We start from the raw sequence: 19,740 nt of genomic DNA on the forward strand, positions 1-19,740 counted from the left end.
GCGGCTCAGGCCCGAGGTTCCTTGACCGCGAGCACGGCCTCGGCGACGTCGTCCTCCGTCACCTGCTCGAACTCGTGCGCCAGCCCGCCCGGAGCCAGCTCCGCGATCAGGCGCCCGAGCTCCTCCGCGTCCGCGGTCGAGGCGTCGACGTAGGCGCCGGGCCGCGAGACGTTGAGGACCTTCAGCGGCGCCCCTCGGAGCACGGCTTCCGCGATCGCCTGCTGGAGCGCGACCCTGCCCAGCTTGTTGGGCAGGTATCCAACGATGACGGTCATGCTTCGGCCTTTCTCCGTGGCTTGCGCAGCAGGCGGGTCAGCGGCGGGACCGCGATGATGATCAGGATCGCCACCAGCAGCGTCGCGGCGATCGGCTGGCCGAAGAAGCCGGTGAGCTGCCCGTCGAACAGGCGCATCGAGCGCCGGAAGGACGACTCCAGGAGGCTGCCGAGGACGAAGGCGAGCACCAGCGGCCCCGGCTCGAAGCCGACCTTCTTCATCAGGTAGCCCACGATGCCGAGGCCGACCATCAGGAACATGTCGAAGACGTTCATGCGGACGGTGTAGACGCCGATCATGGTGATCAGGATCGTCAGCGGGGCCAGGATCGCCGCCCGGATGCGCAGGATCCTGACGAAGATCCCGATCAGCGGCAGGCTCATGGCCAGCAGCAGCACGTTGCCGATGTACATCGAGTTGACGACGCCCCAGAACAGGTCCGGTTTCTCCTGCACCAGCAGCGGCCCCGGCGTGATGCCCTGGAGCAGCAGCGCGCCGAACATGATGGCCATGGTCGCGTTCGCCGGGATGCCCAGGGTGAGCAGCGGGATGAAGGAGGAGGTGGCGGCGGCGTTGTTGGCCGTCTCGGGTCCGGCGACGCCCTGGATGGCGCCCTTGCCGAACCTCTCGGGATGCTTGGCGGCCTTCTTCTCCACCGCGTACGCCACCATCGACGACATGGTCGCGCCGCCGCCGGGCAGGATGCCGAGCACGAAGCCCACCAGCGAGCCGCGCGTGATGGCGCCCTTGGACTCGCTGACGTCCTTGCGCGAGGGGTAGACGGAGCCGACGCGAGGGGGCGGGACGCTCTTGCCGCGCAGCGATTCCAGGCTGTAGAGGATCTCGCCGACGCCGAACAGGCCCATCGCCACGATGACGAAGTCGATGCCGTCGAGCAACTGGTCGCTGCCGAACGTCAGACGCGAGGTGCCGGCCAGCGGGTCCTGGCCGATGGCCGCCAGGAGCAGGCCGATGGTGGCCATCAGGATGCTCTTGGTCGTGGAGCCGGTGCCGAGCGTGGAGACCAGCAGGATGCCCAGCAGGGCCAGCGCCGTGTACTCGGCGGGGCCGAAGTCCAGCGCGAACCCGGCCACCAGCGGGGCGACGAAGGTGAGCGCGAGGACCGCGACCGTGCCGCCGATGAAGGAGCCGATCGCCGCGATGCCGAGCGCGGAGCCGGCCCGTCCCTGTCTGGCCATCTCGTGGCCGTCGATGGCCGTCACCACGCTGGACGCCTCGCCGGGCAGCCGCAGCAGCACCGAGGTGATCGTGCCGCCGTACTGGGCGCCGTAGAAGATGCCCGCGAGCATGATGATCGCGGCCGTCGGCTCGATGTTGTACGTGACCGGCAGCAGGATGGCGATCGTGGCGGCGGGGCCGAGGCCGGGCAGCACGCCCACGAGCATGCCCAGCGTGACGCCGAGCAGGCAGTAGAACAGGTTCTCCGGTTGGAAGACGACCCCGAACCCGGCGATCACCGGGGAGAAGAAATCCATGGTCAGCCGATCTCGTTCAGAAGGGCAGGATGTGCGGGAGTGACACACCGAGCCCGGTGACGAACAGCAGGTAGAGGGCGGCGGTCGTGCCGAGCGAGATGATCGCCGTCATCCGCCAGCCCTCCCGCCCGAGCCCTTTCAGCCACAGCACCAGCAGCGCCACGGTGGGGATCTCGAAGCCGATCCGCTCGAACAGGAACGCGTAGCCCAGGAGGGAGACGGCCGCCACGACGACGATCAGCGTCTCCCGGGTGAAGGTCTCCTCCTCACCGGTCGGCCCGGACCGCAGCGCGAGCACCGCCGCGGTCACGACCATGGCGACGCTGACGGCCAGCGGCCACAGGCCCGGACCCGGGTTGGACAGCGAGCCGATGCCGAGGTTCCACGACATGATCCCGGCGATCACGCCGACGGCGAGCGGGATGACCGCCGCGACGATGTTCTGCCGGCGCGCGTATTCCGGGCTCGGCGGGACGGGCAGGCCCTCTTCCTCCGGCCCGTCCTCCCGCGGCAGGTCTTCCTCCGGCGTGACGCTGGTCACTGTTGGCCCGTGAGGTCGATCCCGAGTTTCTTCGTCAGTGCGGCGAACTCGCCCTGGGCCTTGGTGAGCTGCGTCTTGACCTCGTCGCCGCCGACTTCCCAGCGGCCGATGTAGTTGGACTTCAGCAGGTCGCCGTACTCGGGCGTGGCGATGGCCTTGTCGATGGCGCCGGCCAGCTTGTCGCGTACGTCGGCCGGCAGCCCGGCGGGCCCGGCCACGAACCTGCGCTGGTCCACCACGACGTCATAGCCGGACTCGGTGGCGGTCGGCACGTCGGGCAGCGCCTCGACGCGCTTGCTCCCGAACACGGCCAGCGCCCGGAGCTTGCCCGACTGGACGTGCTTGGCGGCCTCGGCGATCTGCACGGACGCCGCGTCGACCTTGCTGCCCAGAACCGCGGTGATCGTGGGGGCGCCGCCGTCGAACGGCACGGGCGTCGCCTTCACCTTCGCCACCCCGAACAGCAGGGCCTGGGACAGCTGGCTGCCCGTCCCCGCGCCCGTGGTGCCGTACTTGACGTCGTCGGCCGCGAGGATGTCCTTGAGCGTCTTGTACGGCGAGGCGGCCGGCACGACCAGGGCGTAGTCCTCGACGGCCAGTCCCTTGACGAAGGTCATGTCCTCCAGCTTGATGGCGTCGGGGTCCTGGACCATCAGCGGCCCGATGGCGAACAGCGACTGCGGCATCACGGCCACCCGGTAGCCGTCCGGCTTGCTGCTGAAGACGTCCTTGCCGGCGATCTTGCCGTTGGCGCCCGGCTTGTTGACCACCACGGCCGGCTTGCCGAGCGGCTGCTCGATGCTCTTGGCCAGGGCGCGGGTGACCAGGTCGGTGCTGCCGCCCGGCTCCGTGGGGACGGTGAACTCCACGGCCTTGCTGGGGTAGGCGGCGCCGTCGCCGGCACCGCCGCCCTTGACCGAGCAGGCGGTCAGCGCGACCACCGCCAGCAGGGCGCCACCGATGCGCAGGCCGATCGTGGAGGGCATTCTCATGGTGTTCTCTCTTTCACCAGCGTGGGAGCGGGGGCTGGACCCACGTGGGGTCGGCCTGTCGCATGGCGGCCACATCGTCCCGGTCACGGAAGCCGGCGAGCTCGGTCCAGCGTTCGTGCAGGGTGGCCAGGGCGTCGCGGTCGAGTTCGACCCCGAGGCCAGGGGCGTCGGACACCTCGAGGGCGCCGCCGGTGAAGCGGTGCGGTTCGGTGATGACGTCTTCGGTCTGCCAGGGCCGGTGGCTGTCGCAGGCGTACTCCAGGTCCGGAATGACGCTGGCGACGTGGGTCATCGCGGCGAGGCTGATGCCGAGGTGGGTGTTGGAGTGCATCGAGAGCGCGACCCCGTGGGTGCGGCAGAGCGCCGCGAGCTCGCGCGTGGCGTGCAGGCCGCCCCAGTAGTGGTGGTCGGACAGCACCACCTGGACGGCGTCCTTGGCGAACGCCTCGGGGATCTCACCGAAGGTGGTGACGCACATGTTGGTGGCCAGCAGCGCGCCGGTCCTGGCGCGCACCTCGGCCATGCCGTCGATGCCCGTGGTCGGGTCCTCCAGGTATTCCAGCAGGCCGTCGAGCTCCTCGGCGACGCGCACGCTCGACTCGACCGACCAGCCGCCGTTCGGGTCCAGGCGCAGCGGGTGGTCGGGGAAGGCGGCGGCCAGCGCCTTGATGGCGGCGATCTCCTGCTCGGGCGGGAAGACGCCGCCCTTGAGCTTGAAGGAGCGGAATCCGTAGGTGTCGGTGAACCGCCGCGCCTGCCGTACGACGCCTTCGGGGTCGAGGGCGGCGCCCCAGTCGTCGCGCGGGGCGTCCGCCACGGGGTGCTCGGCCCACCGGTAGAACAGGTAGCCGCTGTAGTCGACCCGGTCGCGGACCTTGCCGCCGAGCAGCGCGTGCACGGGCAGGCCGAGCGCCTTGCCGAGGGTGTCCAGGCTGGCCACCTCGAACGCCGAGACCACGCTGCGGACGATCTTCTCGTTCGTCCGGCTGCCGCGCAGCCCGGCCGGGTCGAACTCGTTGATCTTGCCGGGCGTGAGCCCCGCCGAGTCGTAGGCCAGGTCGTGCAGCCCGTTCAGCGCGGTGAGCGGCCGGCCGATGACGGCCTTGGCGAGGTTCCGCGCCACCTCGAGGTATTCGGTGTCGCCGTAGGTCTCGCCGATCCCGGTGGCGCCGGTGTCGGTCTCGAGCTCGACGATGGTGCGCGGCGTGTACGGCTGGTGGACGCCGAGGACGTTCAGCAGCGGCGGGTCGCTGATCAGGATCGGCGTGACGGTCGCCCTGACGATCCGGGGGATGGGTTGCGACATAGGGGGATTCCTTCCTTACCGGACGAGGGCGAGACCCGTGTCCAGCAGGGCACGGAGCTCTTCGAGGTGCTCTGGGGGGAGGTCGGCGAGCGGGGCGCGTACGGGGCCCACGGGGATGCCGCGGAGCCGCGCCCCGGCCTTGACCAGCGAGACGCTGTAACCGATCCCCTTGTCGCGCAGCTCGACCAGGGGGATGTAGAAGCGGCTCAGCAGCAGGTCGACCCGCGCGTGGTCGTCGGCGTGGAAGGCGAGGAAGAAGGCCTTCGCGATCTCGGGGGCGAAGGCGTGGACGGCGGAGGAGTAGGCGGGCACGCCGATGCTCCGGTAGGCGCGGGCCTGCATCTCGGCCGTCGCGGCGCCGTTGAAGAACAGCCACTCCGGCGGCGCGGCCAGCTTGAGCCGCTGCAACTGATCGAGGTCGGAGTGGCCGTCCTTGAACCCGATCACGTTCGGTATCTCGGCCACCCCGGCGATGCTGCGCACCGCCACCTTCACCTGGGCGCGCTGGTAGACGATGACGGGCAGCGACGTACTGGCCGCGACCCGCCGTACGTGCTCGACCAGGCCCTCCTGGGGCGCCTCCACCAGGTAGGGCGGCATCAGCAGCAACGCGTCGGCCCCGGCCCGCTCGGCGATGGCGGCGAAGCGCGCCGCCTGGGCCCAGCCGTACCCGGCTCCCACGACCACCGGCACCGACCCGGCCGTCTCCTCGACCGCGGCCGTGACGAGGCTCTCGTACTCGTCCTCGGCCAGGGAGAAGAACTCGCCCGTCCCGCAGCACGGGAACAGCGCGCCCGGTCCGGCCGCGACCTGGTCGCGGATATAGGCACGGAAGGAGTCGAGGTCAACGGCGCCGCCGGTGTCGAACGGCGTGAGCGGGAACGACAACACGGCGCTCTCCATGCCCCGGCGGAGCCTGGCGCGTACATCATCGACTGTATACGTAGCGGTCATCCTGTCTCCATATGTAGATGCCTGTTACGTGGCGAGCAGTCTCGCTCGCAAATTGGTAATGTGTCAACCAGCCGTTCCCATGACAGATGAGGTGCGATGACACTCCCCCTAGACGAGGCCGAGGGCACGGCGCAGGGCGGCGTGCGAGGCGTGAAGTCCGCCGCCCGTACCGTCGAACTCCTGGAACTCCTGGCCTCACGGCAGAACCGGCCGGCCCGGCTGCGCGAGCTCAGCGACGCGCTCGGCGCGCCCAGGAGCAGCATCTACGCGCTGATCCGGACGCTGGTCGAGCGTGGCTGGGTGCGCACCGACGCGAGCGGGACGCTGTACAGCATCGGCATCCGCGCCCTGCTCGCGGGCACCACCTACCTCGACACCGACCCCTATCTGCGCATCGTGCAGCCGCACATCAACGACCTCAGCGTGCTCCTCGACGAGACCATCCACTTCGGCCGCCTGGACCGGGGCGACATCGTCTACCTGGCCACCAAGGAGTCGAGCCAGTACCTGCGCCCCTTCAGCCGCGTCGGGCGCAGGCTCCCCGCCTTCAGCACCGCCATGGGCAAGTCGCTGCTGGCCGAGCGGCTCGGCACCGGCCTGGAGGTGCCGATCCCCGAGCAGTTCACTCCCCTGACGCCCAAGACGCTGGTGGACCGCGAGACCCTCGTTCGGGATCTGGAGCTGACCCGCAAGCGCGGCTTCGCGATCGACGACGAGGAGAACTACGTCGGCGTGATGTGCTTCGGTTTCGCGCTGCGCTACACCAGCCCGCCGACCGACGCCATCAGTTGCTCGGTGCCCATCGCCAACCTCACCGAGGAGCGCGCGAAGGAGATCACCGAGGCGATGGAGCGCACCAGGCTGGCCATCGAGCGCATGGCCCCCATGGACCTGGGCGAGTTCTAGTCGTTGTATGACGACATGGCGAGTTGTACGATGACTGCCATGACTTCCTCCGATCGCATCGCCTGGGTCCGGCTCTCCTCGGTCTACCTGCCGCTCGCCACCCCGATCAGTGACGCCAAGGTGCTCACCGGGCGGCAGCGGCCCATGACCGAGATCGCCTTCCTGTTCGCGGAGATCGGTGCCGAGAGCGGCCACCAGGGCTTCGGCTTCGGCTACTCCAAGCGGGCCGGCGGCCCCGGCCAGTACGCGCACGCCAGGGAGATCGCCCCGGAGCTGCTCGGCGAGGACCCCAGCGACATCGCCCGCCTGTGGGAGAAGCTGGTCTGGGCCGGGGCGTCGGTCGGGCGGAGCGGGCTGGCCACGCAGGCGATCGCAGCCCTCGACGTCGCGCTGTGGGACCTCAAGGCCAAGCGCGCCGGGCTCCCCCTGGCCAAGCTGCTCGGCGCCCATCGCGACTCCGTACGCTGCTACAACACCTCCGGCGGCTTCCTGCACACCCCCATCGAGCAGGTCCTGGAGAACGCGAGCGCCTCGCTCGAACGCGGCATCGGCGGCATCAAGCTCAAGGTCGGCCACCCCGACTCCCGCGTCGACCTGGCCAGGGTCCGCGCGGTCCGCGAGCACCTGGGCGACGGCGTGCCCCTCATGGTGGACGCCAACCAGCAGTGGGACCGGCCGGCCGCCCAGCGCATGGGCCGGGCCCTGGAGGAGTTCGGGCTGGTCTGGATCGAGGAGCCGCTGGACGCCTACGACAGCACCGGCCACGCGGCGCTCGCGGCCTCGCTCGACACGCCGATCGCGACCGGCGAGATGCTCACCAGCGTCGCCGAGCACGCCGAGCTGATCCGCGCCGGCGCCGCCGACGTCATCCAGCCCGACGCGCCGCGCATCGGCGGCATCACGCCGTTCCTGCGCCTGGCGGCGCTGGCCGAGCACAACCGCCTGCAACTGGCCCCGCACTTCGCGATGGAGATCCACCTGCACCTGGCCGCGGCCTACGGGCTGGAGCCGTGGGTGGAGCACTTCGAGTGGCTGGAGCCGCTGTTCGACGAGCGCCTGGAGATCCGCGATGGCAGGATGATCGTGCCCGGCCGCCCCGGCATCGGGTGCACTCCGAGCGAGCAGGCCGCCAAGTGGACCGCGGACCAGTGCGAGTTCGGCACCAGGAAGGACTGACCCCCCGATGGCGAGCCTGACCCAGACCCTCGTCGACGACCTGACGGCTCGCATCCAGGAAGGCGTCATCCACCCCGGCGACAAGCTGCCCACCGAGAGCAGCCTGGTGGAGACGTACGGCGTGAGCAGGACGGTCGTCCGCGAGGCCATCTCGCGGCTGCAGGCGGCCGGCCTCGTCGAGACCCAGCACGGCCGCGGCAGCTTCGTCCTGGCCCGGCCGGGTTCGGCCAGGTTCGAGTTCGGTCAGAGCGGTGAGCTGACCCTCGATGACGTGGTCGACCTGCTCGACTTCCGCACGGCCTTCGAGGTCGAGGCCGCCGCGCTCGCCGCCCGCCGGCGCGGCGGGCCCCGCCTGGAGGACCTGCGGGCGGCGCTCGACCGGTTCGCCGCGAGCGCCGGCAACCCCAGCGCGGCGGTGAACGCCGACTACCAGTTCCACCTCCGTGTCGCCCTGGCCACCGGCAACCGCTACTTCGCCGACCTGATCACCTCGTTCGGCCCGTCCATGATCATCGTGCCGCGCGATCGGCTGTCGCCCGCCGGGCAGGGGCACTTCGAGCAGATCGTGATCGAGCACGAGAACATCTACGCGGCCATCGAGCGCCAGGACAGCGACGGCGCCCGGGCGGCGGCCCGCGTCCACCTGGGCAACAGCCGCACCCGCCTGCTCGCCGCCCACTAACTGACGGCCGTGGAAACCGGCCGGTCCCGGGGTACGTCAGATAAGCATGATCATGCTGGAGATCCGCCCCGGGTCCGCGTCCGACAGACAGTGGATCTACCGGCTGCGGCACGAGGTCTACGCGCACGAGCTCGGCCAGCATGCGCCCAACCAGGCCGAACGGCTGACCGACGCGCTCGACGACGACAACGTCTACCTCGTCGCGGCCCACGGCGACCGGCCCGTGGGGTTCATCAGCGTGACACCGCCCTGGGCGGGTCGCTATTCGATCGACAAGTACCTCAGCCGCGACGGGCACCCGGTCCTGAGCCGGGACGGCCTGTTCGAGATCCGCATTCTGACCGTGGACCAGCGTTGGCGGGGTTCGGCGGCGGCGCCGCTGCTCATGCACGCGGCGCTGCGCTGGGTGGCCGCGCACGGCGGCCGCACCGTCGTGGCACTGGGACGGACCGAGATCCTCGGCATGTACCTGGCCGCCGGGCTGACCGGCACCGGGACGCGGGTGCGCGCGGGGGCCGTCACCTTCGAGGTGCTGTCCGGGCAGGTGAGCGACCTGGCCGAACGGGCGCTGCGGGACCACGGCCCGCTGCTGCGCGCCCTGGAGCCGAGGGTGCGCTGGAGTCTGGAGATGCCGTTCCTGCCCGGCCCGCCCGCCTGCCAGCACGGCGGCGCCTCGATCGGGGCGCTGGGCCACCGGTTCGACACCCTGCCGGCGCGCGGCGACGTCGTTCCCGCCGACGTGCTCGACGCGTGGTATCCGCCCGCTCCCGCCGTGGTCGAGTTGCTGGGCGACGATCTGGGCTGGCTCGCCCGCACCTCTCCCCCGGCCCACCCCGAAGGGCTCGTCGAGGAGATCGCCGAACGCCGCGACCTGCCCCCGGACGCCGTGGCGGCCGGGGCGGGCTCCTCGGACCTGATCTTCCGCGCGTTCCGCGGCTGGCTGGACCCCTCCTCCAGGGTGCTGCTGCCCGACCCCGTCTACGGCGAGTACGCCCACGTCGTCGAGCAGGTGATCGGCTGCCGCGCCGACCGCTTCCCGCTGCGCCGGGCGGACAACTGGCGGCCGGACCCCGACCGCCTGCGGGACGCGCTGCGCGAGCGCTACGACCTGGTGGTCATCGTCAATCCCAACAACCCGACCGGCGTCCACACCGATGCCGCGGACCTGCGCCGGGTGATCGCGGACGCGCCGGGCGGGACGCGGTTCTGGATCGACGAGGCCTACGTCGAGTACGCCGGTCCCGGGCAATCGCTGGAGACGTACGCCGCGGCCTCCGGCAATACCGTGGTGTGCAAGTCGCTGTCCAAGATGTACGCCTTGTCGGGTCTGCGGGCCGCCTACCTCACCGGACCGGCGGAGCTCGCGGCCGAGCTGCGCCGCTGGACCCCGCCTTGGGGCCTCGGCCTGCCCGCCCAGATCGCCGCCGTACACGCGCTGCGCGACCCCGGCTACTACGCCGAACGCTGGGCCCAGACCCGCGCCCTGCGCTCCGGCCTCGCCGAACGGCTCGCCGCGATCGGCGACGACCTGCACGTCCACGAGTCGGCCGCCAACTTCGTCCTGCTGACACTGCCCCGGTCCGGCCCGAGCGCGGCCGCTCTGGTGGCGGCCTGCCGGCGGGCCGGGGTGTTCCTGCGCGACCTGTCGCCGCTGTCACCCGCCTTCGAGGGCAGAACGGTACGGATCTCGGTACGCGACCCCGACGCCAACGACGACATCGCCGCCACCGTCGCCACCACGCTGAACCACCTGCGGACCGCCGCGTGATCACGCCTGACACGGCGATCCCGCACACCACGGACCTGGTCACCCCTGGCGTGGCGATCCCGTACATCGCGGGCGCGCTCGTTGTCGGTGGGATCGCCGTCGCGCTGTCGCGCAGGCGGGAGTACATCCTGCGTTGGTGTGTCTGGGCGGTGGCCGTGCCCGTGGTGGTCGCCGCGCTGTACGCCGGGCCGGGCGGGGCCGCGGCGCTGGCCGTCATGGTCGGGGTCGAGTGCGCGCTCGAGTACGGCGGGCTGATGGGGCTGGCCGTCCCGGACCGGGCGGTGCTTGTGGCGGTGGTGGTCGCGCTACCGCTGGTGGCCTGGCTGGCTCTGCCGTATCTGCCGCGCGTGCTGATCGCCGCCGTCCTGGTCGTCACCCTCGTCCCGCTGTTCGGCGGCGACGCGGCGGGCGGGCTCAGGAGGGTGTCGCTGGGGGTGTTCGGGGTGGTCTGGTTGCTGCCGCTGGTGGGGGTGGTGCTGCTTGGCCCGGTCGTGCTGGCGGTGTTCGTCGCGGTGTCGGTGGGCGACATCGCGGCCTCGTTCGCCGGGCGGCTGCTGGGCGGGCCTTCTCTGTCGCCGTTGTCTCCGGCCAAGCGCTGGAGCGGCGCGCTGGCCGGCGCCGTCGCGGGGCTGGGTGTGCTGGCGCTGCTGGGCGCGTTCACGGTCCCGATCGCGCTCGCCGTGGCGCTGGGTGCCCCGCTGGGCGATCTGCTGGAATCGATGGTCAAGCGCGGGGCCGGGGCCAAGGACTCGGCGTCGTGGCTGGCGGGCGCGGGCGGCCTGCTGGACCGGCTGGACTCCCTGCTGCTCACGCTCGCGCTGGCCTTGCTGCTCGCATGAGTCCCTGGGCCCTGCTGCTCACGCTGGTGCCGGCCTAACGGGGAGGCAGACCAAGTACGCGAGAAAGGGGCAGTGAGCCGCTGAGCCGGTTGGCGGGTGCGGCCGGAGTTCACCAAGGCGATGGAGTACGCGCGCACGGTCAAGGCGGCCGTCCCGCATCAGCGGGTGATCTTCACCGTGTACGAGATGAGGTCGAGGAGAGCAGGCTGCCGTGTTCCTGCCGTCCTCGACCTTGTGATGCCCTCCGACTACGGTGTCGTGGCCACGGCGGCAGCCGGAGTCACGACGGCGCTCGTGGCCGCGGGCGCGACGTGGCGGGCGCTGCGCAGTGTGCTGATGCTGACCGCGAGAGTCCACAGACTCCAGAGGGCGCCCATGCTGGCGGTGGTCCCCCAGCCCTGTGCGCTGTAGAAGTCGGCGGGGTTGTCACCGAAGAACACGGCCGGCAGGAAGGCGAGGTTGATCACGGCGAGGACGTACGCGGAGCGGCCCACCCAGCGCGGGAGCAGGCCGAGCTTCGACACGGCGATTCCCAGGGCGATCAGGAACAGGCCCATGAGGAGCCGGGAGACGGCGCCCTGCATGAGGTACTGCGCCGCGGCGAAAGGCCCCTGGGCTGTCGTGTCGAGGTCGCTGTCCACCGAGATCGCCGCGCCCACCTCCATGGACTGAGGGACGAACACCATGGCCACCCAGAGCACACCCGCCGTCTGGACGATGCCGGCGATCCAGTCGTAGGCCGGGTTGACGTGGCGCATCCCGGAGTACCGCGTGAGAGAGGAGTCGCTCCTTGTCCGACCACCGCCCGGCACCCGGCACGGTGCGTCCACGGGGGCGGACCGAACGCGTCCGCGCCGCCGTCCTGGCCGCAACCCGCGCCGAGCTGGAAACCCACGGATACCCGGCACTGACCATGGAGCGCGTCGCCGAGATCGCCGGCGTCGCCAAGAGCACCGTGTACCGGCGCTGGCGCGACCCGGCGGGCCTGCTTGCCGAGCTGCTCGCCGACCTGACCATGACCGAGGTCCCGCTGTACGACACCGGGTCGATCGAGCTGGACATGCGCCAACTGGCGATGGGCATCCACCGCTTCTACGCCAACCCGGTCGGGCGCCCGATGATGCTCGGACTGATCGCCGCAGGGGTATACAGCCCGCGCGCGGCAGAGGTTCTCCACGACTTCTTCCAGGCCCGCAACGAGCAGGCCGCCGAAGCGGTGCGGCACGCCATCAGACGCGGCGAGCTACCCGCCGACACCGACCCCGTCGATGTGATCCGGGCCCTCGGCGCGGCCTTCTACTACCGGATGCTCGTCACCCACGAACCCGTTGACGACGCTCTCGTCGAACAAACCGCCACGGCGGTCATCGCGGCGGCGAAGGCCGGAGCCTATCGGGCCCGGTGAGGTCGCCTGGACGCCGCCTGCAAGGACAAACACGGCGGCCGCCCCTGTGATCATCGCTTCGTGCCACAGAATTGGCTCGGCATCAAGGACGCCACGGTCCATCGACGCCGACTGCAACCATCGACATCGTGTGTGCCATCCCATAGACAGGTGAGTGTCTCGGTCGATTTTCGGGAAGGATCGGACCCGATTTCGGCGGTCGCAGGAGCGGAGCCCCTGCCACGCTCCCGCTAGACGCGGTCGTACCGCATCACGACTACTTGCGAATCGCAGGTGCGCGATTCGGCCAGCCCCAGGCCCAGGCGTTCGTCGCGCGGGACGAACAGCGGGCGGCCGCCGGTGAGCAGCAGGTCCTTGCCGTCCTGCCGCTTGAGCTCGGTAACCTGCTCGGCGAGGTCGTCGCCGATGACCTGGGTGGCCCAGTCGGTCTCCTTCAGCGTCCTGGAGACGACGATCTTGGGTGTGTCGCGCCAGAGAGGTGCGAACTTCAGGACGTGCGGGTGGTCCGACATCGACTCGGCGTTCGGCCAGAAGGCCACCATGCCTTTCCAGACGCCGCCCCCGTACAGGAAGGTGTCGCAACGGTCGCTCAGCGTCTCGGAGTACGCCGACAGTTCCTCGCCCATCACGGGCCAGTCGAACTCGCCGTTCGGGCCGTCGATGTGGCCGTCGATCGAGGTGTGCACCCAGTAGATGATCTTACGCATGCTTCGCTCCTGTTCTCTTTGCTTTCGGAGGTGGGTCGGAACCGTGGCGACGTTCTCTACATCATTCCGGCGCGAAATGTTCTCGGTCCCTTACCACGGCCGGTGGGCTTCATGATCGGCCCGGTGCCGGTACGGCGGCCCAGCAGCGCCAGCAGGACCACTGTGAGCAGCCCCAGGGCGGACAGTTCCAGCTTGTCGGCGAGGGTGACGGCGTTGGCCACCACCCCGAACGCGGTGTGTCCCACCAGCGCCCCGCCGGCCAGGCAGAGGCTGTGCCGGTCCGTCCACTCGCCGCTCGCCGTCCACCGGCGTACCAGCCAACCGGTCAGCACGGCGAGGGCCGCCGCGCCCAGCATCGGCACGGCCACCCAGGCGCCGTGGGTGAAGGCGGGCTGACCGGCCCCGCCGAACGGGTACAGCAGCGCCAGATACCCCAAGCCCGCCAACACCCCGAAGGCCCCCGCCACCCAGGGTGCGGGGACTGCCCCGACCCCCGCACCTCGCGCCGTTGATGAGGAGGCGGTGGACGCCTTGCGGAGTACGCGCAGGGCCACGAATGCGAGCAGCGCCACGGCGACCACGCACCCCGCCAGGACCGCGACCGGTGCCTGGTAGCCGGGGTCGATGGAGGTCGCCACGGTCAGCCGCAGCAGCAGCCCGCCCAGCACGAACACCACCCCGGCCACCACCAGCCCGGTCCGCTTCAGGTACGGCCGATCGCGCAGGGACGGGAAGATCAGGTCACCGAGCAGGATCGGCAGCGCCACGCTGAACACGGCGTGGTAGGGCAGGTTGAGCTCGGTGTAGGCGCTGTTCAACCCGAGGAATCTGGGCGCCCATCCGGCCACCCCGTACATGGTGGGGCTACTGAGCGCCTGCAGCACCAGTCCCTCCTCGACGATGCCGTACGCCAGTCCGAGCAGCAGGATCGACGGCCAGCCCCCGCGGCGCCGTCGTACCAGCTCGCGGATCAGCACGGTGCCCGCGCCGTAGATCGGGATCCAGAGGAGCATCAGCCAGATCTTGCTGAGCGGCGGGTTGCCCAGCAGGAGCTCGGCGATGACCGGCGTGATCACCGCGAGCGTCAAGGCGGCGCGGCGGCCGCCCTTTGGTCTGTCGGGTGCGTTCATAGGGCCAGCGTGCCGGGCGGCGGGAGCCCGTTTCTGCTGGCGGACGGCCGGAACGTGGCAGCCCTGGTTACTTCCGCCAGGCACTTTGGATGCCGCTCTTGGTGACTTTGGTTCCCTGACTGCTCGCGTGACCCGCCGGCCCAACTGCTCGCAGGATGAGCCTTTCTGGCGGGGTTGGTCGTCCGCTGAGGCCGGGTGGTGTGTGCGACCATGATCCGGACGGGTCGGCGGGTCGGGGAGGGACACCGTGCAGGTGAATGAGGTCATCGAGATCATCGGCACGGTGCTGGACATCGCGGGCGTGGCCGTGATCGCGGTGGGCCTGGCCATCGCCACCGCCACGTTCGGCCTGAGCCTGGCGCGCGGCCGGCGAGCGACCGATCTCTACCAGGCCTATCGGCGCGGGGTGGGCCGGTCGATCCTGCTGGGGCTGGAGTTCCTGGTCGGGGCCGACATCATCAAGACTGTGGCGGTCTCCCCCACCTTCCAGAGCCTCGGGGTGCTGGCCATCATCGTGGCCGTCCGTACGTTCCTCAGTGTCTCGCTCCAGGTCGAGCTGGAGGGCCGCTGGCCCTGGCAGCCGGCCCCTGCCACCGGGGAGCCCGGCGGTAGGGAGTCGGCCCCGGCCTCAGCCGAGTGACAGCCGGTCCAGGTCGGGCGCGGCCGCCGTGTCGTTGTGGATCTTGATGGTGTTGGCGCCGGCCCGCAGGGTGACGGGCACGGACGTCGTGTACGGGGTGCTGTTGCCGACGCCGCTCACCTTCACCTCGATCGGCGCGGCGTCGTTGACGGTGACGAAGAACGAGCGGTCGCCGTTGACCGTGAAGTCGATGAACAGCGTGTACTCGCGGGCGGCGTCGACGGTGACGTTCTCGAACAGCACGTACGCGTCCGCCGCCCCGCCCAGGTTGCGTACCTTCTGCCCGCCCGAGCAGGACGAGCAGCTGGTGATGCCCGCGCTGCCGAGCCCGTTGCGCGAGTCCTCGGCCTCGCGCACGAACACCCGGTCCGCCGGGCGCAGCCGTACCCGCAACGGCCTGGTGACCTGGTTGGGGCGGCCCAGCACCTGGAACGACGCTGTGATGGGGATGTCCGCCGCGGTGACGTCCTGGCCGGGCGGCGAGGTGAGGGTCCAGGAGCCCTCCAGCGTCTGCCCGAGCCGCAGCGTGGCCGCCGTCGCCGCGCCGCCCGTCACCGTCCAGCCGGCCGGCGCGACCGGGGCCAGATTGACCTGGTCGAGCGCGTCGTCGACGTCGAGCCGCAGCTTCGCCGACACCGTCAGGGTCTGCTGCCCGGGGCCTGCCCACTGCAGGCCGGACGGGTTCACGGTCATCGTCGTCTTCGGGACCTCCGAGGCCGGCGGCAGCGGCGCGACGGCGATCCGGTCGAGCCCGGGGCCCTGCCGGGCCGTGCTGAACAGCGTGATCGTGTTGGCGCCCGCGTTCAGCGGCACCGCCAGCGCCGTGGCGGCGGGAACGCCGGCGTTGTCGCCGCTCACCGGCACCTCCACCGCCGCGCCGCCGTTGACGCTCACCGACAGTGACGTCGCCGCGGCCGCGGTGTGATCGAGTTCGAGCCGATACGTCCCGGCCGCCGCCACCGTGACCTCGCGGTAGGTGACCGCGTTACGCGGGCCGCCGCCGAGCCCCGCCACCCGGGCCAGCCCGGAACACGCCCGGCACAGGTCCAGCCGGGCCGAACCGCTCCTGGCCTGCCGCTCCGCCTCCAGCGGCACCGCCGCCCCGAAGCCCACGGGATAGTCCGACGCCACCTTGATCTCGTCGATCTGCAGCTCCTGGTAGAAGCGCGGCGCCTGCGGGCCGGCCCAGGTGTTCAGCACCTCCAGCTTGAGGTAGCGGGCGCTGGTGTCGCCGAGGTCGACGAACTGGACGCCGCGTGCGCTGCGCATCGCCCCGGTACGTACGGGCTTGCCCCAGTGCTTGCCGTCGTCGCTCGCGTACACCCGGTAGTCCTTGATCCGTGCCGAGTCCTCGGGTCGGCCGAACGTCTCGCGGGCGTACGTCGGCGACCACTCGCGCTGGTTGACCGCCAGGTAGGCGGCCCTGCGCTGCCTGCCGAGGTCGAGCGTGAGCGAGACGGGCAGCTTGGCGCCGGCGTCCCAGTAGTCCTGGAAGCTCCCGTCGACCAGGGCGCTCGCCGGGTGGCCCGCGCGGGCCGACGAGGCGGTCGCCTTGAGCCCGGCCTGGGGGTAGAAGTGCTCCTGGCCCTGGGTCTCGACCTTGAACACGGTGTCGTAGGCGTCCCACTGGGTGATGCCGAGGATCGTCAGGTGGCCGGCGGACTGGGCGAACCGCATCCGCCGGCCGGTACGCAGATCGGTGACCGCGGACACGCGGTAGCCGTTGTCGCGCAGTCGCACCAGATCGGTCCTGGGCCTGGTCACCACGTGCACGTACTGGACCTTCGCCCCGGGTTCGACGGTGACGACGCCGTGCGCGCCGTCGTTCCAGAAGCCCGGCTGCATGCCGCCGTACATGTAGCCGCCGCCCTCGGTCCCCTGCAGCGACGAGCGGATCGGCGGCACCCACCCGGCCATGAAGGTGTTGAACTCCTCCTGCTGCGGCGGGAACCTGCCGTTGACCATCGGGGTCTCGGCCATCAGCGACTTCATCGAGGAGCCGGCGTTGGTGACGTACCGGCCGGTGCTGAGCCGGAAGTCGACGGGGTGGTTGCCGCCGTCGTACCACCAGTCGCCGGTGGTCGGCAGCTTGTAGTCGGCCTCGGTCAGGCGCGGCATCGGGGTGAAGGCGGCCTGCGGGTAGTCGTAGGACGGCGTCATGCCGGTCTTCTGCTCGTTGCTGACCGTGTCCATGATCGGGGTGTCCTCGTTGTTGTTGCTCAGCAACCAGGACGGGCGCTTCTGCCGGATCTGCTCGTAGAGCTGGTTCTGCTCCCAGTACTCGTTGTCGTTGTCGATCCAGAACCCGGCCAGGTCCGGATAGTTCTCCATGACCTCGAAGAACAGGTCGTAGCTGAACTGGCCGAACCCGTTCCTGGTCGTCAGGTCGACCTGACGACCCTTGTAGGCGGAGTAGGCGGCCGAGTCGAGCGTCTCGACGCCCACCTCGTTGTGCCACTGCGGGTCGTCGGTCATGTACAGGATGACCCGTACGCCCTTGGCCTGGCCCGCCTTGACCAGCTCGCCGAGCAGGTCGCGCTGGGTGGCGCAACTGCCGGGGATCTTCGACGGCCACGGCCGGGCGTAGCCGAGCCTGCTGTGGAAGGTCGCCAGCACGATGTAGGAGGCGCCCAGCTTGCGGGCCTCGTCCACCCAGTAGTCGGGGCTCCAGCCGCCCCCGGTGACGTCCCGCTCCCAGGCGGCGCAGTCGAGGTGCCGGGGCGCGGTGAACATGCCCCAGTGCAGGAACAGCCCCGCGGTGGACTCGCGCAGCCACTGCTGCCGCGGGTGCTCGACCTCCGCGCCGGCGGCCGGAGCGCCGACGATGAAGGCGGTCAGGGCGAGGAGGAGGGCGGCGCAGGCGGATAAGACTCTGACGGGGATGCGGCGGCGCGGCATGGCGATCGCTCTCTCGTTGGGCTGACGGGGGGTTACGCCAACAAGACTGATCTCTTCAGACATCCGACGAAAACACGAGACAGACCGCAGAGTCAAGGCATACCGCTCCCGTGGCGGTTGACTCATCCGATGATTTCACTCCTCAGCGAGGACGATCACCAGGTCGCGCGGGCCGAACGTGACAGGGGCGGATTTACCGGGATTCAGCACGACACCGTAGGCGGGCGGGGAGCCGGCCTCGGCCAGCACGCGGTAGCCGATCGCGGTCTCGCCGCGCATCCGCGCGGAGTAGATCACGGTGGCGAAGCTGACCGGCACCCCCGGCTGGACGTAGTCCGTCGCCGGCTTGAGGTAGATCTCCGACCCCTCGGAGTCGAACAGGTAGCGGAACACCTGCCCGAGGTGCGGGTTCTCCGACAACTGGGTCATCAGCAGGCTGATCAGCTTGTCGCTGACCACGAAGTCGTCGGCCTTGGTGACCTGGGCCAGCCGGCGGTTGCGGTCGTCGTTCATCTCGCTGACGATCGCGTACCGCTGACCGGACTTGGCGGACATGTCGCGCAGGTGCAGCAGCGTCACCAGCGTGCGCGAGTCGGCGTGCTGCGGCTCGAGGTTGCTGTCGGCCAGGACGATGATGTGCTCGAACGTGCCCACGTCCAGCGCTTCCAGGGTGGTCCTGTCGGTGGTGTCGCACTCCTTGACGTTCACCACCAGGTTGCTCAGGCCCACCTTCGCCCGTTCCAGGCTGTCGCTCTCCTCGACGGCGGCGGCCGCCACGTGCAGGGACGAACCGGGCGACACGTACTGGTCCAGCTCCCGCACGATCCTGTTGGCGCGGCTGTTCCAGCCCAGCAGCAGCGTCCGCTCCGGCGGCGTGGGCTGGCGGACCGGTCGGGTGATCGCGCCCTCGACGATCGGCGGGAAGCTGCGCACGAGCCGGATGGAGGAGTCGTCCTCGGCGACCACGATCATCTCGTCGCCCTGCATGAGCTCGGTGTTCATCGGCGGGTTCAGCACCACCGATCCGTCGGCGTGCCGCAGGCCGATGAGCGAGGCGGTCTCGTAGGCGAACAGCGCCTCCCCGTACGGGAAGCCGGTCAGTTTCGGCTCGGGCCGCAGGTAGATCTCGTCGCCGCCGAAGTCCAGCAGGTCCGTGCAGACCACCGACAGGCCCGACTGGCGGCAGGACTGCACGATGAGCCGGGAGGCGATGTCGTCGGTGTCGACCACCTGCGCGTGACCGCCCCCGGCGAGCTCGGCGGCCACCAGGTTGGTGGTGTCGACGACGGAGACGATGATCGGCGGGCGACGCCGGCGCCAGTTGCGGTTCGTGAGCGCCAGCAGCGTCTTGATGACGTGCGCGTCGGGATCCTCCCCGGCCGGGGACAGCACGATGACCGCCCGCGCCGTGTCCAGGCTCAACAGGTCGAGGTCGGTCGGCTCGGTGGCGCTGCCGGAGCGGACGACGACCCGGGTCTTGCCGGTGTCGCCCAGCCGCGAACGCAGCTCCTCCTCCATCTCCAGCTTGTCGCGGTCCCCCAGGAGCGCCACGCAGGACTTCGACTCGCTCGCGTTGGCCTCCACGAGCTCGGGAATGATCGTGAAGATCTGGTCCGACCAGCCGATCAGCGCCGTGTGCCCGGACTCCACGATCTTGGAGCGGCCCTTGCGCAGCTCCTGCAGTTTGTTGTCCAGGCCGGTGGTGAGCACGCCGACCAGGCTGCTGACGATCAGCAGACCGCCGATCGTGATCGTGAACCCCAGGACGGTGAAGAGCGTGCTGCCTTCGTTGTCGCCCGCCACGGTGCCGGCGTCCATCGCCCGCATGAGCATGCCCCAGAGCGCCTCGCTCCAGCTGTCGTGCGGCAGGTCGTCGCCGGCGAACGCATAGACGAGCGCGCCGAAGGTCGCGACCATCACGACGGTCACCAGCGCGAGCCAGCCGATCAGGGCCGGAGTGCCCCTCGACATCGTGTTGTCGAACCAATAGCGCAGACGCTCTCGCCGCTTGGCCATGATCATCCC

The 19,740-nt window shown here is 70.5% G+C and carries 18 protein-coding genes; 7 read left to right on the forward strand and 11 right to left on the reverse strand.

Annotated elements, in window-relative coordinates; translation table 11 throughout:
- Positions 1-5: 5 nt before the first annotated feature.
- The 6 genes from AB0F17_RS48785 to AB0F17_RS48810 are packed head-to-tail and all read right to left on the reverse strand — an operon-like array spanning position 6 to position 5,564.
- Positions 6-275: a hypothetical protein gene (locus AB0F17_RS48785; protein ID WP_358038238.1), complete on the reverse strand. Its 270-nt coding sequence runs from the start codon at positions 273-275 to the stop codon at positions 6-8.
- Positions 272-1,771 (reverse strand): tripartite tricarboxylate transporter permease, encoded by a 1,500-nt coding sequence (locus AB0F17_RS48790; protein WP_358038241.1) that lies wholly within the window; start codon positions 1,769-1,771, stop codon positions 272-274. The genes AB0F17_RS48785 and AB0F17_RS48790 overlap by 4 nt, the downstream gene beginning before the upstream one ends.
- Before the next feature lie 16 nt (positions 1,772-1,787).
- Positions 1,788-2,312: a tripartite tricarboxylate transporter TctB family protein gene (locus tag AB0F17_RS48795; protein WP_358038244.1), complete on the reverse strand. Its 525-nt coding sequence runs from the start codon at positions 2,310-2,312 to the stop codon at positions 1,788-1,790.
- Positions 2,309-3,304: a tripartite tricarboxylate transporter substrate binding protein gene (locus AB0F17_RS48800; RefSeq protein ID WP_358038247.1), complete on the reverse strand. Its 996-nt coding sequence runs from the start codon at positions 3,302-3,304 to the stop codon at positions 2,309-2,311. Before AB0F17_RS48800 ends, AB0F17_RS48795 begins: the two co-directional genes overlap by 4 nt.
- Before the next feature lie 13 nt (positions 3,305-3,317).
- Entirely contained in the window at positions 3,318-4,610 is a 1,293-nt protein-coding gene (locus tag AB0F17_RS48805) for an enolase C-terminal domain-like protein (protein WP_358038250.1), read from the reverse strand.
- Positions 4,611-4,625: 15 nt separating this feature from the next.
- Positions 4,626-5,564 carry a 5-dehydro-4-deoxyglucarate dehydratase gene (locus AB0F17_RS48810; protein WP_358038253.1) on the reverse strand — a complete coding sequence of 313 codons (939 nt, stop codon included), beginning with the start codon at positions 5,562-5,564 and terminating at the stop codon, positions 4,626-4,628.
- A gap of 96 nt (positions 5,565-5,660) precedes the next feature.
- On the opposite strand from AB0F17_RS48810, the gene AB0F17_RS48815 reads away from it, so the two are divergent.
- From AB0F17_RS48815 to AB0F17_RS48835, 5 genes are read left to right on the forward strand one after another with little or no spacing between them, the layout of a single operon-like run.
- Complete coding sequence (locus AB0F17_RS48815; RefSeq protein WP_358038255.1) at positions 5,661-6,470, forward strand: IclR family transcriptional regulator; 810 nt, start codon at positions 5,661-5,663, stop codon at positions 6,468-6,470.
- 39 nt (positions 6,471-6,509) lie between these two features.
- Positions 6,510-7,646 carry a mandelate racemase/muconate lactonizing enzyme family protein gene (locus AB0F17_RS48820; RefSeq protein WP_358038258.1) on the forward strand — a complete coding sequence of 379 codons (1,137 nt, stop codon included), beginning with the start codon at positions 6,510-6,512 and terminating at the stop codon, positions 7,644-7,646.
- A 7-nt stretch (positions 7,647-7,653) separates the two neighbouring features.
- Complete coding sequence (locus tag AB0F17_RS48825) at positions 7,654-8,328, forward strand: FadR/GntR family transcriptional regulator (RefSeq protein ID WP_358038260.1); 675 nt, start codon at positions 7,654-7,656, stop codon at positions 8,326-8,328.
- 52 nt (positions 8,329-8,380) lie between these two features.
- Positions 8,381-10,096 (forward strand): aminotransferase class I/II-fold pyridoxal phosphate-dependent enzyme, encoded by a 1,716-nt coding sequence (locus tag AB0F17_RS48830; protein ID WP_358038263.1) that lies wholly within the window; start codon positions 8,381-8,383, stop codon positions 10,094-10,096.
- Positions 10,093-10,935: a phosphatidate cytidylyltransferase gene (locus AB0F17_RS48835; protein WP_358038266.1), complete on the forward strand. Its 843-nt coding sequence runs from the start codon at positions 10,093-10,095 to the stop codon at positions 10,933-10,935. The genes AB0F17_RS48830 and AB0F17_RS48835 overlap by 4 nt, the downstream gene beginning before the upstream one ends.
- Before the next feature lie 248 nt (positions 10,936-11,183).
- Here AB0F17_RS48835 and AB0F17_RS48840 read toward each other — a convergent pair whose 3' ends face one another.
- Positions 11,184-11,693 carry a hypothetical protein gene (locus AB0F17_RS48840; RefSeq protein ID WP_358038269.1) on the reverse strand — a complete coding sequence of 170 codons (510 nt, stop codon included), beginning with the start codon at positions 11,691-11,693 and terminating at the stop codon, positions 11,184-11,186.
- A gap of 32 nt (positions 11,694-11,725) precedes the next feature.
- Between AB0F17_RS48840 and AB0F17_RS48845 the strand changes: the two genes are divergently transcribed.
- On the forward strand, positions 11,726-12,340 hold the full coding sequence (locus AB0F17_RS48845; protein ID WP_358038272.1) for a TetR/AcrR family transcriptional regulator: 615 nt from the start codon (positions 11,726-11,728) through the stop codon (positions 12,338-12,340).
- A gap of 230 nt (positions 12,341-12,570) precedes the next feature.
- Here the strand turns inward: AB0F17_RS48845 and AB0F17_RS48850 are convergent, their stop codons facing one another.
- Positions 12,571-13,047, reverse strand: coding sequence for a dihydrofolate reductase family protein (locus AB0F17_RS48850; RefSeq protein WP_358038275.1), 477 nt, complete (start codon positions 13,045-13,047; stop codon positions 12,571-12,573).
- A gap of 56 nt (positions 13,048-13,103) precedes the next feature.
- Positions 13,104-14,177 carry a hypothetical protein gene (locus AB0F17_RS48855; protein ID WP_358038277.1) on the reverse strand — a complete coding sequence of 358 codons (1,074 nt, stop codon included), beginning with the start codon at positions 14,175-14,177 and terminating at the stop codon, positions 13,104-13,106.
- 247 nt (positions 14,178-14,424) lie between these two features.
- Between AB0F17_RS48855 and AB0F17_RS48860 the strand changes: the two genes are divergently transcribed.
- Entirely contained in the window at positions 14,425-14,817 is a 393-nt protein-coding gene (locus AB0F17_RS48860; protein ID WP_358038280.1) for a DUF1622 domain-containing protein, read from the forward strand.
- Here AB0F17_RS48860 and AB0F17_RS48865 read toward each other — a convergent pair.
- Positions 14,806-17,715: a CBM35 domain-containing protein gene (locus AB0F17_RS48865; protein ID WP_358038283.1), complete on the reverse strand. Its 2,910-nt coding sequence runs from the start codon at positions 17,713-17,715 to the stop codon at positions 14,806-14,808. The two genes, AB0F17_RS48860 and AB0F17_RS48865, sit on opposite strands and share 12 nt — an antisense overlap.
- Positions 17,716-17,850: 135 nt before the next feature.
- Positions 17,851-19,731 carry a potassium transporter TrkA gene (locus AB0F17_RS48870; protein WP_358038286.1) on the reverse strand — a complete coding sequence of 627 codons (1,881 nt, stop codon included), beginning with the start codon at positions 19,729-19,731 and terminating at the stop codon, positions 17,851-17,853.
- Between the last annotated feature and the right edge of the window lie 9 nt (positions 19,732-19,740).

This window comes from Nonomuraea sp. NPDC026600 (assembly GCF_040638335.1).
Classification (GTDB): domain Bacteria; phylum Actinomycetota; class Actinomycetes; order Streptosporangiales; family Streptosporangiaceae; genus Nonomuraea.

Bases quoted from the DNA above. Each gene is read 5' to 3' on its own strand.
- AB0F17_RS48785 (WP_358038238.1), bottom strand. From the start codon at position 275: ATGACCGTCATCGTTGGATACCTGCCCAACAAGCTGGGCAGGGTCGCG.
- AB0F17_RS48790 (WP_358038241.1), bottom strand. From the start codon at position 1,771: ATGGATTTCTTCTCCCCGGTGATCGCCGGGTTCGGGGTCGTCTTCCAA.
- AB0F17_RS48800 (WP_358038247.1), bottom strand. From the start codon at position 3,304: ATGAGAATGCCCTCCACGATCGGCCTGCGCATCGGTGGCGCCCTGCTG.
- AB0F17_RS48805 (WP_358038250.1), bottom strand. From the start codon at position 4,610: ATGTCGCAACCCATCCCCCGGATCGTCAGGGCGACCGTCACGCCGATC.
- AB0F17_RS48810 (WP_358038253.1), bottom strand. From the start codon at position 5,564: ATGACCGCTACGTATACAGTCGATGATGTACGCGCCAGGCTCCGCCGG.
- AB0F17_RS48815 (WP_358038255.1), top strand. From the start codon at position 5,661: ATGACACTCCCCCTAGACGAGGCCGAGGGCACGGCGCAGGGCGGCGTG.
- AB0F17_RS48820 (WP_358038258.1), top strand. From the start codon at position 6,510: ATGACTTCCTCCGATCGCATCGCCTGGGTCCGGCTCTCCTCGGTCTAC.
- AB0F17_RS48825 (WP_358038260.1), top strand. From the start codon at position 7,654: ATGGCGAGCCTGACCCAGACCCTCGTCGACGACCTGACGGCTCGCATC.
- AB0F17_RS48830 (WP_358038263.1), top strand. From the start codon at position 8,381: ATGCTGGAGATCCGCCCCGGGTCCGCGTCCGACAGACAGTGGATCTAC.
- AB0F17_RS48840 (WP_358038269.1), bottom strand. From the start codon at position 11,693: ATGCGCCACGTCAACCCGGCCTACGACTGGATCGCCGGCATCGTCCAG.
- AB0F17_RS48850 (WP_358038275.1), bottom strand. From the start codon at position 13,047: ATGCGTAAGATCATCTACTGGGTGCACACCTCGATCGACGGCCACATC.
- AB0F17_RS48855 (WP_358038277.1), bottom strand. From the start codon at position 14,177: ATGAACGCACCCGACAGACCAAAGGGCGGCCGCCGCGCCGCCTTGACG.
- AB0F17_RS48865 (WP_358038283.1), bottom strand. From the start codon at position 17,715: ATGCCGCGCCGCCGCATCCCCGTCAGAGTCTTATCCGCCTGCGCCGCC.
- AB0F17_RS48870 (WP_358038286.1), bottom strand. From the start codon at position 19,731: ATGGCCAAGCGGCGAGAGCGTCTGCGCTATTGGTTCGACAACACGATG.